At 57.9% G+C, this 15,113-nt stretch carries 12 protein-coding genes; 7 read left to right on the plus strand and 5 right to left on the minus strand.

What is annotated here, in order from left to right; genetic code table 11:
- Positions 1-6 precede the first annotated feature (6 nt).
- The 7 genes from N5C18_RS10340 (at position 7) to N5C18_RS10370 (ending at position 7,723) form a co-directional block, all read left to right on the plus strand.
- On the plus strand, positions 7-1,419 hold the full coding sequence (locus N5C18_RS10340; RefSeq protein WP_279944469.1) for a mannose-1-phosphate guanylyltransferase/mannose-6-phosphate isomerase: 1,413 nt from the start codon (positions 7-9) through the stop codon (positions 1,417-1,419).
- 52 nt (positions 1,420-1,471) lie between these two features.
- Positions 1,472-2,167 carry a hypothetical protein gene (locus N5C18_RS10345; protein ID WP_049446210.1) on the plus strand — a complete coding sequence of 232 codons (696 nt, stop codon included), beginning with the start codon at positions 1,472-1,474 and terminating at the stop codon, positions 2,165-2,167.
- Positions 2,145-3,110 carry a glycosyltransferase family 2 protein gene (locus N5C18_RS10350; RefSeq protein ID WP_049446212.1) on the plus strand — a complete coding sequence of 322 codons (966 nt, stop codon included), beginning with the start codon at positions 2,145-2,147 and terminating at the stop codon, positions 3,108-3,110. The genes N5C18_RS10345 and N5C18_RS10350 overlap by 23 nt, the downstream gene beginning before the upstream one ends.
- The gene (locus N5C18_RS10355; RefSeq protein ID WP_049446213.1) at positions 3,107-3,529 is read left to right on the plus strand and encodes a GtrA family protein; all 423 of its coding nucleotides are present in this window, start codon (positions 3,107-3,109) and stop codon (positions 3,527-3,529) included. The genes N5C18_RS10350 and N5C18_RS10355 overlap by 4 nt, the downstream gene beginning before the upstream one ends.
- Positions 3,526-4,845, plus strand: coding sequence for an NAD(P)/FAD-dependent oxidoreductase (locus tag N5C18_RS10360; protein WP_049446215.1), 1,320 nt, complete (start codon positions 3,526-3,528; stop codon positions 4,843-4,845). Before N5C18_RS10355 ends, N5C18_RS10360 begins: the two co-directional genes overlap by 4 nt.
- Positions 4,846-4,849: 4 nt before the next feature.
- On the plus strand, positions 4,850-6,814 hold the full coding sequence (locus N5C18_RS10365; RefSeq protein ID WP_279944470.1) for a hypothetical protein: 1,965 nt from the start codon (positions 4,850-4,852) through the stop codon (positions 6,812-6,814).
- 171 nt (positions 6,815-6,985) lie between these two features.
- Complete coding sequence (locus N5C18_RS10370) at positions 6,986-7,723, plus strand: DUF4214 domain-containing protein (protein WP_279944471.1); 738 nt, start codon at positions 6,986-6,988, stop codon at positions 7,721-7,723.
- A gap of 81 nt (positions 7,724-7,804) precedes the next feature.
- On the opposite strand, the gene N5C18_RS10375 is transcribed toward N5C18_RS10370, so the two are convergent.
- From N5C18_RS10375 to N5C18_RS10395, 5 genes are read right to left on the minus strand one after another with little or no spacing between them, the layout of a single operon-like run.
- A complete protein-coding gene (locus tag N5C18_RS10375; RefSeq protein WP_049446220.1) occupies positions 7,805-10,192 on the minus strand; it encodes a glycosyltransferase family 4 protein in 2,388 nt (795 codons plus the stop codon).
- A 15-nt stretch (positions 10,193-10,207) separates the two neighbouring features.
- On the minus strand, positions 10,208-11,245 hold the full coding sequence (locus tag N5C18_RS10380) for a glycosyltransferase family 4 protein (RefSeq protein ID WP_053508787.1): 1,038 nt from the start codon (positions 11,243-11,245) through the stop codon (positions 10,208-10,210).
- A gap of 1 nt (position 11,246) precedes the next feature.
- Positions 11,247-12,230, minus strand: coding sequence for a GDP-mannose 4,6-dehydratase (gmd, locus tag N5C18_RS10385; protein WP_049446224.1), 984 nt, complete (start codon positions 12,228-12,230; stop codon positions 11,247-11,249).
- Entirely contained in the window at positions 12,230-13,147 is a 918-nt protein-coding gene (locus tag N5C18_RS10390; protein ID WP_049459264.1) for a GDP-mannose 4,6-dehydratase, read from the minus strand. Before N5C18_RS10390 ends, gmd begins: the two co-directional genes overlap by 1 nt.
- A complete protein-coding gene (locus tag N5C18_RS10395) occupies positions 13,144-15,096 on the minus strand; it encodes a methyltransferase domain-containing protein (protein ID WP_053508789.1) in 1,953 nt (650 codons plus the stop codon). The genes N5C18_RS10390 and N5C18_RS10395 overlap by 4 nt, the downstream gene beginning before the upstream one ends.
- Between the last annotated feature and the right edge of the window lie 17 nt (positions 15,097-15,113).

A 15,113-nucleotide genomic window follows, 5' to 3' on the forward strand; every position in this document is an offset into this window, starting at 1 on the left:
GACTCCATGCTCCCCATCGTTCCCGTCATCCTCTCCGGCGGCTCCGGCACGCGCCTCTGGCCGCTGTCGCGTGAAGCCTATCCCAAGCAGTTCCTGCCGCTGGTCGGCGAGGACACGATGCTGCAGGCCACCTGGAAGCGCGTGGCGGACATCGCCGGCAAGGCGCCGATCGTGGTGGCCAACCAGGAGCACCGCTTCATGGCCGCCGAGCAGCTGCGCGAGTGCAATGTGCGCCCGCAGGCGTTGATCCTGGAGCCGATCGGACGCAACACGGCTCCGGCCATCGCGATCGCCGCGTTGCAGGTCCTGGCGGAGAACGACGACGCTCTGCTGCTGGTGCTTCCCTCGGACCACGTCGTGCGCAACGAGAATGCCTTCCACGCTGCGGTTGCCCAAGCTGCCAGCGCCGCCGATGCCGGCAAGCTGGTCACTTTCGGCATCGTGCCGACCGCGCCGGAAACAGGCTATGGCTACATCAAGGCGGGCCCCGGCGAAGGTGCACGCGCCGTCGAGCGGTTCGTGGAGAAGCCCGATCTGGCGACGGCCGAAGGCTATGTGTCTTCCGGGGAGTACTTCTGGAACAGCGGCATGTTCCTGTTCAAGGCATCGCGCTACCTGCAGGAACTGGAGCGGTTGCAACCGGCCATTCTCGTCGCTTGCCGCAGTGCGCTCGAGAAGGCCGCGCGTGATACTGATTTCGTGCGGCTGGACGCCGACGCATTCGCCGCCAGCCCGAGCGATTCGATCGACTATGCCGTTATGGAAAAGACCAGCGATGCCGCGGTCGTGGCAATGGATGCAGGCTGGAACGATGTTGGCTCGTGGTCCGCGCTGTGGGATGTGTCCGACAAGGATGCCGATGGAAATGCCTGCCACGGTGACGTGATCGCGCTGGACTGCCGTAACAGCTACGCCTACGGCAACCGCCTGATCGCGATGGTGGGACTGGAGGACGTAGTCGTTGTTGAAACCGATGACGCTGTTCTCGTCGGTCACAAGGATCGCGTGCAGGACGTCAAGTCGATCGTCGCCCAGATCAAACGTGATGGGCGCAGCGAAGCTGCGGCGCATCGCAAGGTTTATCGCCCCTGGGGCGCCTACGACTCCATCGATAATGGCGCACGCTTCCAGGTCAAGCGCATCACCGTCAAGCCGGGTGCAACCCTGAGCCTGCAGATGCATCACCACCGTGCCGAACACTGGATCGTGGTGAGCGGTACCGCGGAAGTCACCCGTGGCGATGACGTGATCCTGCTGAGCGAGAACCAGAGTACCTACATTCCACTGGGTGTGACCCACCGCCTGAAGAATCCGGGCAAGTTGCCGCTGGAACTCATCGAAGTGCAGTCCGGAAGCTACCTGGGGGAGGATGATATCGTCCGTTTCGAGGATCAATACGGACGAGCCGGGAACAAGTGAGGATGCAGATTACATCGGAAGCAGGAATTTCGGCGTCGGCAAGGAGCTGGGCATGATCGTGGGTAACGGGCTGCTTGCCTCCGCATTCAGCCCTGAATGGGTAAGCACCCATAACGCTGTGTTGTTTGCTTCCGGCGTATCGAATTCCCATGAGTCGCAGCCGGAAGCATTCCAGCGTGAGGCGGATCTACTATCAAGCCATCTGGAACGTTGCTCTGGCGCCTTTATCTATTTCAGCACCTGCAGCATTTCCGACCCGGACAGAGCAGCAAGCTTCTATGCAAAGCACAAGCTCGCCATGGAACGACGTGTCGCCCAGCACCCGGAGCACTTGATTCTTAGACTCCCTCAAGTAGTTGGACGAACATCCAATCCCAACACACTGACAAATTTTCTGGTTGACAAACTGAAATCAGGCCAGGTGATTCCGATATGGACGCATGCCCTGCGTTGCCTCGTTGATGTCGAGCATGTAGCCGCCGTGACAAAATCATTGATCGTCAGCGGATCAGAGCATCGCACGTACGAAATCGCGCCACCTGAGACGATCACCATGAGCCTCCTTGTTGATCTCCTGGAGGAGCTCCTTGGCGTACAAGCCCTCCGCTCCAACGTTGAAAAAGGCGGTGGCGCCATTCCGGATCCATCACTGATGCAGGAACTGGCTCCCAAACTGGGGATTGATATCAATCCCGGCTACATCATTCGACTACTGCAGAAGTACTATGGCCCCCGATCCGACTCTTGAACTCTCGGTCGTCATCCCCGTTTACCGTAGCGAGACGATCCTGCCTGCATTGGCGGCGAAGCTGGGCCAAACGTTACCTCTCAGTTTCGGCGACTCGTTTGAGGTGATACTCGTCAATGACTGCAGCCCTGATCGTTCATGGGATGTCATCGTCGAACTGGCACGCGAACGCCCTTGGCTCAAGGCTGTAAACCTCAGAAAGAATGCTGGTCAGCACAATGCCATCATGGCAGGGCTGAGGCTGGCGCATGGCAAGAAAATCGTTACGATGGACGATGATCTTCAGCACTCGCCTGACGATCTGCCCGCCCTGCTTGCCGCGCTCGGAGAGGACCAAGACGTCTGCTATGCGGGATTCCACAACAAGCGCCATGCGTTGTGGAAACGGGCCGGCAGTTCATTCAATGACATCATGGCAACCCTGCTGCTGGGCAAGCCGAAAGGACTTTACCTGTCGCCGTTCAAGGCAATGGTCTCCGGCGTTCGCGACGAGGTAGTCAAGTTCACAGGTCCACACGTCTATCTGGATGGCCTGATCCTGTCCACGACAAGTCGCATCACCAGCATCACGATCGACCACCACGCTCGCGCCGACGGCCAGTCGGGATACAGTCTGCGCAAGTCGATTTCACTCTGGCTGAAGATGGCAACCAGCTTTTCCATCCTTCCGCTGCGGGTGGCATCCATGCTGGGACTTGCATTCTCGGCGCTGGGATTCCTGCTCGCCATTGCCTTCGTCATCCAAAAGTTCACTGTTGACACGATGCCAATTGGTTGGTCGTCTCTTATCGTCTCAGCATTGATCATTGGTGGCGTGCAACTGCTCGCCGTCGGCATGATAGGAGAATACGTGGGACGCGTGCTTCTACATGTAAATGGTCGCCCGCAGACTGTCATCGAGTCGACTCGAAACATCAGCCTGTCATCGGGAGAGGATCGATGATTTCCATCCGCGCACTGGCCTCCGACCCGCGCCTGAAGCAATTCATCATCTACTCCATCTGTGGCGGCACCGGTGTCACACTGGATCTGACGACCTACACAACGCTGATCTATTTCGGCTGGAATTATCAACTCGCCAATGCAATCGGCTACGCCGCAGGAACGCTGGTGAGCTTCCTGCTGAACCGCCACTTCACATTCAAGACCTATGACCAGACGCTCCGACGCTTGGCATTGTTCTTCGGCACCGCCCTGCTTGGCTACCTGATATCCAGCGCATTGCTTTACTTGCTGGTTGCAGTGCTCCAATTGTCGCCACTTGTTTCCAAGCTGGTGACGCTGGCCGTCGTTCTCATTCTGCAGTTCTCGCTTAACCGCGCGGTCACCTTCCGCGCCTCAACGGACCCTTCCAAACCATGAGCAGCAACTATCACACCGCAATCGTTGGCGGCGGTTTCGCCGGCCTGACGGCAGCATACGAACTGGCGAAGGCTGGGAAGCGCGTCATTGTCCTGGAGCGTGATAACGAGCTCGGCGGGCTTGCAGGCGGCTTCAAGGTAGGGAATGAAGTCCTTGAGAAGTTCTATCATCACTGGTTCAACAACGACGTCGAAATTTTCAAGCTGATTGAAGAGCTGGGAGAGAACGACAACATTCTGCTGCGCCCCACGCGCACCGGCATGTACTTTTCCAACCAGTTCTTCCGGCTCAGTACACCTATGGACCTGCTCCGCTTCAAGGCGCTGCCGTTCATCGACCGGATCCGTCTTGGCGTCGCGGTGCTCCGTGCTAAATCGATCAAGGATTGGCGCCAGCTCGAGGGTCTCAGCGCGAAGGAGTGGTTGATCGACCTGTGTGGCCAGAAAGCCTATGACGTTGTATGGGACCCACTCCTGGTCGGAAAGTTCGGCGATGTTGCCGAAGACGTTTCGGCCGTATGGTTCTGGAAGAAGCTTGTGCTCCGAGGAGGCAGTCGCAGCAGCTCCGGGGATGAGGTCCTGGCCTACTACAAGGGCGGCTTCGCCGAATTGGCCAATCGACTGGGCGAAGCAATCATCAAGCTCGGAGGCGAGATCCGCCTCAACAGCGGCGCAACTGCAGTAACGTCTGACGAGGGGCACGCTACCGGCGTCCAGGTCGGAAGCGAGTTCATATCTGCGGACAACGTGCTTCTCTCCACAGCACTGCCGATCTCCGCAGGCCTTCTGGAGGGCGTCGCCGATGACGACTATCTACAGAAGCTCCGACGCATCCGTTACCTGGCCAATGTCTGCATGGTTCTGAGCCTCGATCGTAGCCTGTCCGATACTTACTGGCTCAACGTCAACGACCCCGGGTTCCCTTACGTGGGGGTCATCGAACACACCAACTTCGAGCCACCGAGCTCCTATGGCGGTCGTCACATCGTTTACCTCTCCAAGTACCTGCCGCCGCATCACCCGATGTACACCATGAGTGATGCCGAGCTGGTGGAGTTCTCCATCCCGCACCTGCAGAAGATGTTCCCGGAATTTGATCGCAGCTGGATTCAGGATCTGCATGTATGGCGCGCGGATTACGCACAGCCCATTGCAGAGAAGCACTACTCAAAGTTGATCCCTGGCCGCTGCACCCCGATCAGCAATGTATTCGTGACGAGCATGGCGCAGGTTTATCCAGAAGATCGCGGAACCAATTACGCAGTCCGTGAAGGGCGCGAGGTCTGCGCTCAGATCCTCAAGACGGGCAGGAACTGAACCAATGCTCGCAGTATCGGCCCGCAACGGGAGCGCGCATTGGCGCTCCCTCTTCGTGACGTTGGGGGGATGGCTTGCCATCTCGATCGTGACACTGTGGCTGCTGCTGCAGGTGCCAGCCGTGCGGACGGGAGATGGCTCTGAGTACTACGCGATGGAGGTGGCGCTTAGTGCCAGCAAGCATCCGTATCTGACCGAAGCCGACTGGAACGCGTACGACACGCTCTATCTCAGCGGCACCATCGAGTCCATGGTGCCCACCGACACGCTGAAGCAGTCGTTCCCTGCCTTGGTCAAGGACGGGCAATGGGATTTCAATCATTTCTGGATGTATCCCCTGCTCGCATCGATCGTTGCCGAGCCGGTGAGACTCATGGGATATGCGGTTTCGCACAACGCATCATTCCTGATGCTGCACGCGATGATGTTCAGCTCCCTGCTGCTGTTGGCATTCAGAACATATGGTGCCCGCGGCGTAGCTGCCGTAATGATCCTGACGCTTGCGTCTCCCATCTTCTGGTTTGTCAACAAAGTCCACACCGAGTTCTTTACCTTCTGTCTAGGTTGCGGAGCAGTACTGCTTACCGGGCGCCGTCAACCCGGCTGGGCCGCTGTGTGCCTAGCACTGGCATCCACGCAGAACATCAGCCTGGCAGCCCCAGCGGGTGTACTGGTTCTCGCCGATTTCCTGATGAAATGGCGTGCATCCTCCATCCCCCAGGCACTACGGGGGATGATGCCGCCTGCCGTACTGAGCTGCTGCCTGGTCTTGCTCCACCCGATCTACTACTTCATCCGACACGGTGCAATCACACCGCAATTGATTGCCGGTGGAGCATCAACAGATTCGGCAGGAATCATCAGGGGAACGGTATTTCTGTTTGATCCGGATGTGGGCCTGTTCCCCAATTGGCCCCTCGGTGCACTGCTCGTGCTCGCGTTCCTGCTCGTTCGTCGCGCACGCACCGATTACCGTGCCCCATTGATGATGACGCTTGTCATCAGCTATCTGGCCTTCAACCTGTATGCGCAGTCAGCTACAGAGAACGTCAATGCCGGAGCTACAGTCGATGTCGCGCGCTATGGCCTTTGGTATCTGTGCCTGTTCATTCCAGGGATCATTGCCCTGATAGATGCATTGATGGCAAGCCGACACCCTCGATCATTGGTCGCCATGGCAACCATCGGCCTCGCCTTGTACATTCCCTACAACATTTACACATACAATCCTTGGCGTTACGAGGACACAGGCACTCCGACGCGTGCCTCGCGGTTTGTTCAAGGCACGCTGCCTTGGGCATACGATCCGTTGCCGGAGATTTTCTTCGAGCGCTACTCCACTCGCGGCGAGACTGACACGCCGTTCTCGAGCGTTGTGGTCGGGGCCAACTGCAGAAAGCTGCTGGTGACCCGCAAGGACGATGAAGACCTTCAGGTACTGGGACGCGAACGTTGCGCGATGAGTGACGCCGTAATTCGGGCACTGGCTGAACCTGTCCTTCCAACAGGAAGCAGAGGGGTACGCTACATGGAGTTGACCCCAACCCAGATTAAAGAAGCTGCCCAGCCTATCCAACGTGGCGTACATAGTGTTGCCGAGGTTGAGGGCGTCTTTCTTTCTGGCTGGGCTGCACCCGAGGCCTGGGGGCGCTGGAGTTCAGCGCCCTCCGCCAGCCTGAGAATGAAGCTCCCCGACAACGCGAAGCTCCTTGTACTTCGGACGGAGGCCTTCGTCAACGAACGCCATCCTTCGCTGAAGGTTACTGCGGTCGTGAACGGTGTGGCTGTAGAGACGTACAGTTTTGAGGCAACGCGACCAACACGAACGATGACGCTTTCCATACCATCGAACAGCTCAACGCTCGATGTTCAGTTCTTGATCGACTCACCGATCTCGCCGAAGACGTTGGGCATGTCCGAGGATGTGCGCGATCTCGGCATCTCGGTCAGTGCAATCGAGGTTCGATAGCACCCAGGCTCGCTGAAAGGCTTGGAGGACGGCGCCGGATGTCGGCGCCCCATGCACAGAATTCCAACGGCTTCTGCGGCATAGTGGCGGCATCACAAGCAAGCGCTCTGTCTTGTATGCCTGCGATGGCAGGCATACACCCTGTTCTTCCCTGAAGGAGAGGCCCCTAGCATGTCCAACCCTAGTGCGAGCATTGATCCGGCAGCATTTCCCAGACAGCTGAACATTGGATGCGGCTTCGACAAGCGCGCCGATTTTCTGAACGTGGACCTGAATGATTTCCACGCCCCGGACCTGGTCAGTGACGCCTCGCGTCTTCCAATGCTGCCATCCCAGTACTACGTGCACATCCTGGCCAATGACGTCCTTGAGCACATTCCTAGAGCCAAGTGCCTCAGTACATTGAAGGAATGGAATCGACTGTTGGGAGTTGGAGGCACATTGCATATCCAGATCCCCAACATCGTCGGCGCATGCGCCTTGATCTCTTCCAACGACGCGCGTGATCCTGCCTACCACGACAGCATCGTCGCCTGTTTGTTCGGCACTCAGGGCTATACCGGGGACTACCATTTCAACAGCTTCACGCCAGAGTCCGCGCGCTGGTGGCTCAGCCGTGCCGGATTCGACGTAGTTGCGCTTAGCGAGCGCGACACATGGCTGCTTGAGATCGACGCCATCAAGACATTCCACGTCGAACCCGAGTACTGGATCGAGGATGGAGATGACAACGCCTTTGTGACGGCCATGTACGAAAAACTGCTCGCTCGGGCTCCAGACCCAGCTGGGCTGGAGTACTTCCTAGGCCGACTAAGTAACGGATGCGAGCGGGAGACCGCCATTGCCATCATGAGGCAATCGAATGAAGCTGAAGCTTTGCATGCCCAGATCAATGGTGACCGCCTGTAGGTCTTCGGTAGCGGCGCCAACACTGAAAGGATGACTTGGAGTAAACGATTCCGTTTACTCCAAGCAGTTGCAGGATGCCGCTCAGATGTACTTGATCACACGACTTGCAACAACATCCCACGAGAACTCCCGCTCCACCAAGGAACGCCCATGGCGCACCCTGGTTTCGACATCCTCGCCACTTGCATTGAGCAGACTGCGTACAACCTGCGACAGGTCTTCCCCGTCATAGATCCACGCCTCAGCACTGCTGACGCCAGTGCCTCTCGCACCAAATGCACTGGTTACCACCGGTGCGCCCGAGGCCATATAGTCGAGTAATTTCAGGTTGCTACCGCCACCCGATACCATTGGGTTGACCGCGAACGTTGCCGCACCGAGCAGCGCATCTTTCTCGTCGTCCGTGACCATACCAAGGAAATGAACATTCTCCGGAAGCACTCGATCCTTGAATGCGCCGGATGCACTACCAATGATGCAGAAATCCACATGCTTGAGTTCCTCAGCATGCCGGATCAGAACGTCCACGGCTTCGAGATTCGGACCGTGCCAACTGGCAAGCATCATCGCTACTGGACGATGCAATCCAAAGCGCGCAGCAAGCAGCTTTCGCGCCTCCTGATCACGGAAAGCAACTGAATCCAGATCAACACCGTTGACAGCAATGATGAAACGATCAGCGGCCACTTCGTGCCGCTCACCCAAGGCTCGCGCATCAGCGTCAGATACAGCAACGATCTTTGACGCCGTTTTGCACAACCAACCTTCGAGCTCATCAATCGCGGCGACCACAGAGTTCGCGCCTGGCGTATCCCCGTACATCCCCCGCTTCATCGGCGCCTCGTGATTATGTGCCTCGTACCATACAGTCGGGAGTTCTACGTCGCGGACCACTGCTGCCGCATATGGGTGCGAGGCAACCAGCAGGGCAGCATCTGGCAGCAGTGAAAGCAGGATTCTTCGATACTCGGGAGTCAGGTCTGGTCGCATCGCGAACGCAACGTCGGATGCAGGCTGCCATCCAAGGCTTTGCGAAACCACACGCTCGTGATCCTGCTGTTCCTGCGTTACTGGCACAACGATCTCACGCAGGCCGGGTGCGATCTCCCGATCAAGCATGGCGTCGGATGCACTGGTCAGCGCGAGGATAATGACATCGTGATGTCTCGCGATTCTTCTCCAAAGGTGGAATATACGCGCCTGACCACCACCGCGTGGCGGAAACACCGGGAAGGAGCTGAGGACGACAATTCGCTTTCTCACGCGAGCCGATCTGCTCCCGGCGACAAAGCTATTGGCTTGAGTCGACGTAACTGGGCCGAGCAGGACAGATGCAACGTTTGGCCAGTTTGCGACCCCAGCGATACGATCCCGCGCAACCCGTCCCATCTCGGCGGTGCGATTCTTGTCGAGCGCCGCCTTGTTGAACGCAGCGGAAAGCGATGATGGCGTCGGCTCACAGATCCAACCTGTTACGCCATCCTCGACGAACTCAGTCGGACCGCCCGAGTCACGGGTCGTGATCACTGGCTTGCCCGACGACATTGCCTCAAGGGTGATCAGACCGAGATCTTCATCCTGCGGCACAAATGCCACACAGAGCGCATTCCTGTAGTAGTCCGCGAGGTGTTCATCGCCTACATAGCCGACGAACTCAATTCGCGCATCTTCACCCGCGAGCTGCTTCAGAACCGAAAGCTGCGGACCAGTACCTGCAATGAGCAACCTTGTCTCGCCCTTGGTCTGCCGCATGGCCTGCACCAGTAGATCGATTCGCTTTGGTGCATCCAGCCGACTGACCGTAAAGATGTAGTCCTGCGCGTCAGGTGACTTGGGAACCAGGCCGCTGGGAGGCACGGCGACATGAACTTGAGCTTCTGCGGGGAAGTACGACTTACGTTTCGCCACAGTTGCAGAGATAGCGCTGAACACCGAGACGTCACGCATGGCAATGGCATCAAGCCGGTGGACTACGCTACGTACAAGAGGACTGGGCAAGGCTGTCCACGCCGAATTCCCGCCCTCCCGCAGAACCTTCTGCGCAGCATCGAAAATCGCAGGAAGATCGTACCTGTCGAAATGCTTTCTATTGACGATACTCCACAGCTTCTCAACCTCAGCCGGCGCACCTGCTGGAAGTGAAAGCCCCATCTGCTGCTCCGGATACGTGTCATACAATCCGCGCAGACAATGTGCCATGTAGATACGATGATCCGGGTGTCGGACCATCCAAGCCGGATACTTGACGCTGATGATTGAATCGAAATGCGTCAGATCCAGGAGCGAGAACCTCTCATAACTGGTCATCAGCGATTCGAAGTCGTACTCGGGGCTGGGGACCTTGATCAGTTCAACATGGACATCTCCAGCTCCATTGAGGTAACCGGCAAGAGACCAAGTCAGGTTCTCGATTCCACCGTTAACGAACGGAACAGGACTGGGGGAGACTATCGCTATCGTCTTCTTCATGATTCGCCAGGTTATTCAATCAAGCAGTGTCGAAATTACGTTGTCCCAACTCACGTTCATCGCAGCATAGCGGTCAAAACCGGAAGCTCCGTGCTCAACCGCAAGTGTTTTACTGGCATACGCCTCAATGGCTTCGGCAACTGCTTCGGCGGTGGGATCCAACACCCGTCCATTCAAGCCGTCCTCCACAAACTCGAGAACGCCTCCTGAGTCCTTGCAGGTAATTACCGGCTTGGCAGACAGCATTGCTTCAAGCGTGATGTAACCGTAGTCCTCGCGATAGGGCGCGAAAAACACCGCGCGTGCGTTGGCATAGTAGGCACGCATTTCCTCATCCGTGACCGCACCAACCAATGCGACCCTATCCTGCAGCCCGAGTTCGGCGATCCGCCTGCGAAGATCACCCTCTGCCCCTCCTGTCCCTGCGATGATCGCCCGAAGCGGCGACCTCACCTTGGCCATGGCATTCACAAGCAGCATTTGCCGCTTGAGCGGCTCCAGACGGGATGGTGCGAATATGTAAGGCAGCGAAGGACCGGTGTGCAGCAACTCCGCATTCTTCGGTGGGTGATAGATGGGGCTGGAGCTGACACCGTTGAATCGCTCCAAACGCTCACTTACCGTCTCGGCAATTGTGTAGCGTCTGGAGATGGCACCGAGATGCCGGGTGTCAAACTCATGAACCAGGCCCTTTACTCTCAGCTCATCAGGAGATGCATTTGCGCCAGGACCGTACTCGGTATCCCAGAGCTCATAGCAAGCGCGATGCTGATGCAGCAACCAGAGTCGTGCGTCTGGATGCGCAGCGCCATAGCACGGAAACTTCAGGTGGATGACCTTGTCCACCTGACCTGCGCAGAAACTGGACAAATCCTGTGCAGCCCACCAGTTCATCGATGCTTCCACACTTGAAGGAGGCGAAAACCTGAACGGATTGGTCAACAGATCGACTCTGTATCCGCGCAATGCGATTTGATCCCTCAGATTTTCCGCGAGGATTTCGCCGCCTCCGCGAATGAACGGAACCTGCACCGATGTAATGAGCACACCCATTTTATCGAGTTCCGCCGTCCCTGACGCGCCGCAGATCGGCGTCGACCATCATGCAGATCAGTTCCTGCAATGAGGTCTTCGGCGACCAGCCCAGCTTCTCTTTGGCCTTGTCCGGATTTCCCAACAGCACATCGACTTCCGCAGGGCGGAAGAACTTCTCGTCAATTACGAGGTGATCCTCGGCCTGCAGACCCACATGTTCGAAAGCAATCCGGCACATCTCGCGCACCGTGGTGGTCATGCCGGTTGCGACGACATAATCGTCTCCCTTTGGCTGCTGCGTCATCAGCCACATTGCTTCGACGTAGTCGCCGGCAAAGCCCCAGTCACGCTTGGCATCAATGTTGCCCAAACGCAGCTCCTTCTGTTTGCCAAGCTTGATCCTGGCAACAGCGTCGGTGACCTTGCGGGTTACGAACTCGATGCCGCGCAGCGGTGATTCATGGTTGAAAAGGATACCGCTGGAAGCATGCAGGCCGAAGCTCTCGCGATAGTTCACCGTTGCCCAATGCGCCATGAGCTTGGCGACACCGTAAGGACTACGCGGATAGAACGGCGTCGTCTCGCTCTGCTTCTCGGCCTGAATCAGGCCAAACATCTCACTGGTTGATGCTTGGTAGAAGTGAGCTTCCGGATTGACGATGCGCACAGCCTCCAGAACATTCAGCGCGCCGACACCATCGACCTGGGCAGTCAGGATAGGCTGCTGCCAGGACGAACCGACAAAGCTCTGGGCAGCCAGGTTGTAGACCTCGGCTGCGCCTGAACTCTGCATCGCACGGATCATCGACGAAAGATCGGTGAGGTCGCCGTCGTGAAGCACGACGTCGGAGGCGATACCGAGTTCACGCAAGCGCCAAAGCGTATCGGTACTGCGGCGCGCCAGCACGCCGTGCACGTTGTATCCCTTGGAAAGGAGCAACTGCGACAGGTAGGCGCCATCCTGGCCGGTGATCCCGGTGATAAGAGCATTCTTATGGGTCATTATTTCGTCCTTACGTCCATTAGTATCTGTTCAAGTGTCGTCTCTACCGGAATCCTGGGCATCCAGCCGGTATGTATCCTTAGCAACTCCGGAGACGACCACATCCGTCGCTGCTCCGAGGGCCGCATCCTCTTTGGGTCCTGCCGCACTTCGGCAACTACACCTGCCTGTGCCAGCAGCATCTCCAGCAATGATCTGACCGTGCGCTCCCGCCCCGACCCGACCACATACGTTGCCCCAGAACGCCCCGCGGACAACATTGCCGCATAGGCCGCCACCACGTCCCGGACATCGGTGAAGTCGCGGGTGACATCAATATCCCCGGCCTCGATCACGGCGCTTCGCTCTCCGTCTCTGATCTCCACGACCTGACGTGCGAGCGAAGGGACAACGAAGCTCGCAGATTGTCCGGGGCCGATGTGATTGAAGGGACGCGCAATCATAACGTCCAGCCCCTCGGTACGGTGCCATTGCAGACACAATTGCTCAGCGGAAATCTTGCTGACGCCGTAGGGGCTTCGCGGGTGCGGGATTGTCCTTTCGTCTACCGGCAAATCCACCTCGGCAACCTGCCCATAGACATCGCCAGAACTGACGTAGACCATCCGGCCATTGAATGCTGCGGCCCTCAGCGCAAGCAACAGATTGAGGGTGCCTAGCAGGTTGATCTCTATGGTTTCTGCAGGATCATCGAACGATCGCGGAACGAAGCTCTGCCCGGCAAGATGCAGCACGAGATCCGGCTTGAGCTCCAGCACTGCGGCTGCAACCGAAGCGGCATCTCGAAGATCGACCGAGCGCGGCAAGGCCTGAACGACGACGTCGCCAAAGACTCCCTGCGCAGCGGCAGTGATCACGTGCCCCCCGACAAACCCAGAGCTTCCTGTCACCAGAAGTCGTTTGATGGATGAGGTCATATCGCAGCCTTCCGACCGACAATCGCGTAGTCGGCAGGAAACGATACTTGCTTGAGCAGGAAATTGACGACATTGCTGGTGGCATCGTCGCCTTCAAGGGGAGTGGGCACGTCCATCTCACGTCCGTACGTGAGACGCTCGATTCTGGCCTCTTGGAATCCTCGCTGCTTGACAAGCCAGGCGAGGCTCGCCGGAGGAATCGGATTCCGGTGCGTAGGATCAAGATAGAACCAATGCGCGCCTACCATCAGGTTCTCCGGATTGGGCGTCTCCAGGATCAGACTACCCCCCGGCCTCAGTACCCGCAGGGATTCATCAATCAAGGCGATTGCAACTTCATAGGGCAGATGCTCGACCAAGTGCATGGACGTGACAGCCCCAATTGAACCGTCGGGAATCTCACGAAGGAGCGCAATGGCGTCGCCCTGTGCTACGTCGAGACCAAGCGATCTGCAATGGTCAACGAAGCTCTTGTTGAGATCGATGCCGCGACCTACCCACTGGTTCTCACGGACCAGCTCAAGCCATTCGCCTCGCCCACAACCAATATCGAGGATGGGGCCATCACTGGAACCTGCGCCACACTCCTTCATCCAGGCGTTGTAGGGCTCGACCTTGCGAAGAAGGCTCTCACGGCTTCCGCGGAACGCGTCTTCGAACGCAGCATATACTTGATCTGATATCCCTGCGGAAAGCTGTTCCGGGCTGGTCGACAGCTCCTGGCTGGCTCGGGCTTCGCTCTGCTGACCGATCACCTGCAGCGCTCGGGCCATCTCACCTAGACGCGCGGCCACCGAGTCATACAACTGCTCCACCTCGCCGGTGCGCTTTTCCAGAAGACCATGGGAATGCTCCGCGTCGGCATGCTGTCCTTTGATGAGCTGCTGCCCCTGCTCCAGTTCCACAAGCCGACCGGATGCCAGCTCATGCAATGCATTCGCCTCGGCAACGTGCCCATTGATCAGGTCAAGCGAGAGCTCCGCCTCGACGAGGCGCCCGATCACCAGCTCATGTTCCTGATGTGCCTCAGCAAGACGAACACTCATCAGGCCCTGCGAACGTTCCAGCTCGGAAACCCGCCCAAGCACCAGATCATGCAACCGATGTGCCTCAACAAGACGCACATTCAACAGATCCTGAGAGCGCTCCATCTCGGCAACGCGCCCGCTCAGCAGATCATACGCACGCTTCAATCCTGCATGGGTAGCCTCGAGACGAATGTACTCGTCTCTTGAAACGTGGTCATTCTCAAGGCTGTCTGTCCTGCTTGAAAGCGTACTGGTCTGTCCGGAAGCATCGTCAAGCGTGCGCAGGCGCGCGCTGATATCAGCGAGCTCCCGCTGCATCTGTATGGATTCGAGAGCGCGTGCATTGTCGTGCATGCGGAGCTGGAATTTGATCCGGGAGATTCCCAACAACGCGTGCGACCAACGGACCACTGGGCCGACGATGCGCCGCCGGCTGACCCGGCCAATCTGATACGGCAGCCACAAGCCACGGATCGGCACATTGTGGCTTCGTCCCTCCGCTGACCAGCGAAGTACGCCAAGAATATCAACCTTGGACAGCGTCCCGGCTCGCAGCAACCCGAGGTAGTACTTCTCTCCACCTGGATCAGGCGCACGCCCAAGCGCTGCCATGTAGGCTGCATGAATAAACTCTACATCATAGAACGAGTAGATCTCGGCTGCAGAGTAGCTTTCCTTGCGAGGAAGGGTGCGGATTCGCTGCTCTGCAGCAACCTTGGCAACCGCATGGCGGCGCCGATCAAAACTGAGCTTACGAGCCGGCGAAGGCGCGGCCGTCGAGATGCGAGCGATAATCTCCTCGATCGTCATGCTCTCAGGCACATCTTCTTCGGTGACAGCTCGCCCGGGCACAGCGACTTCCATGCGTATCGCATTCATGAGCCGGACGGGATCAAGGGGCTGGTTCTCAGTGTCAGTCATGTAAAAAGCTTCTCCAC

Source organism: Stenotrophomonas sp. GD03930, from assembly GCF_029839665.1.
GTDB lineage: Bacteria > Pseudomonadota > Gammaproteobacteria > Xanthomonadales > Xanthomonadaceae > Stenotrophomonas > Stenotrophomonas forensis.

Coding starts and splice junctions, on each gene's coding strand:
- N5C18_RS10355 (WP_049446213.1), top strand. CDS start 3,107: ATGATTTCCATCCGCGCACTGGCCTCCGACCCGCGCCTGAAGCAATTC.
- N5C18_RS10395 (WP_053508789.1), bottom strand. CDS start 15,096: ATGACTGACACTGAGAACCAGCCCCTTGATCCCGTCCGGCTCATGAAT.
- N5C18_RS10340 (WP_279944469.1), top strand. CDS start 7: ATGCTCCCCATCGTTCCCGTCATCCTCTCCGGCGGCTCCGGCACGCGC.
- N5C18_RS10370 (WP_279944471.1), top strand. CDS start 6,986: ATGTCCAACCCTAGTGCGAGCATTGATCCGGCAGCATTTCCCAGACAG.
- N5C18_RS10365 (WP_279944470.1), top strand. CDS start 4,850: ATGCTCGCAGTATCGGCCCGCAACGGGAGCGCGCATTGGCGCTCCCTC.
- N5C18_RS10345 (WP_049446210.1), top strand. CDS start 1,472: ATGATCGTGGGTAACGGGCTGCTTGCCTCCGCATTCAGCCCTGAATGG.
- gmd (WP_049446224.1), bottom strand. CDS start 12,230: ATGACCCATAAGAATGCTCTTATCACCGGGATCACCGGCCAGGATGGC.
- N5C18_RS10390 (WP_049459264.1), bottom strand. CDS start 13,147: ATGACCTCATCCATCAAACGACTTCTGGTGACAGGAAGCTCTGGGTTT.
- N5C18_RS10380 (WP_053508787.1), bottom strand. CDS start 11,245: ATGGGTGTGCTCATTACATCGGTGCAGGTTCCGTTCATTCGCGGAGGC.
- N5C18_RS10375 (WP_049446220.1), bottom strand. CDS start 10,192: ATGAAGAAGACGATAGCGATAGTCTCCCCCAGTCCTGTTCCGTTCGTT.
- N5C18_RS10360 (WP_049446215.1), top strand. CDS start 3,526: ATGAGCAGCAACTATCACACCGCAATCGTTGGCGGCGGTTTCGCCGGC.
- N5C18_RS10350 (WP_049446212.1), top strand. CDS start 2,145: ATGGCCCCCGATCCGACTCTTGAACTCTCGGTCGTCATCCCCGTTTAC.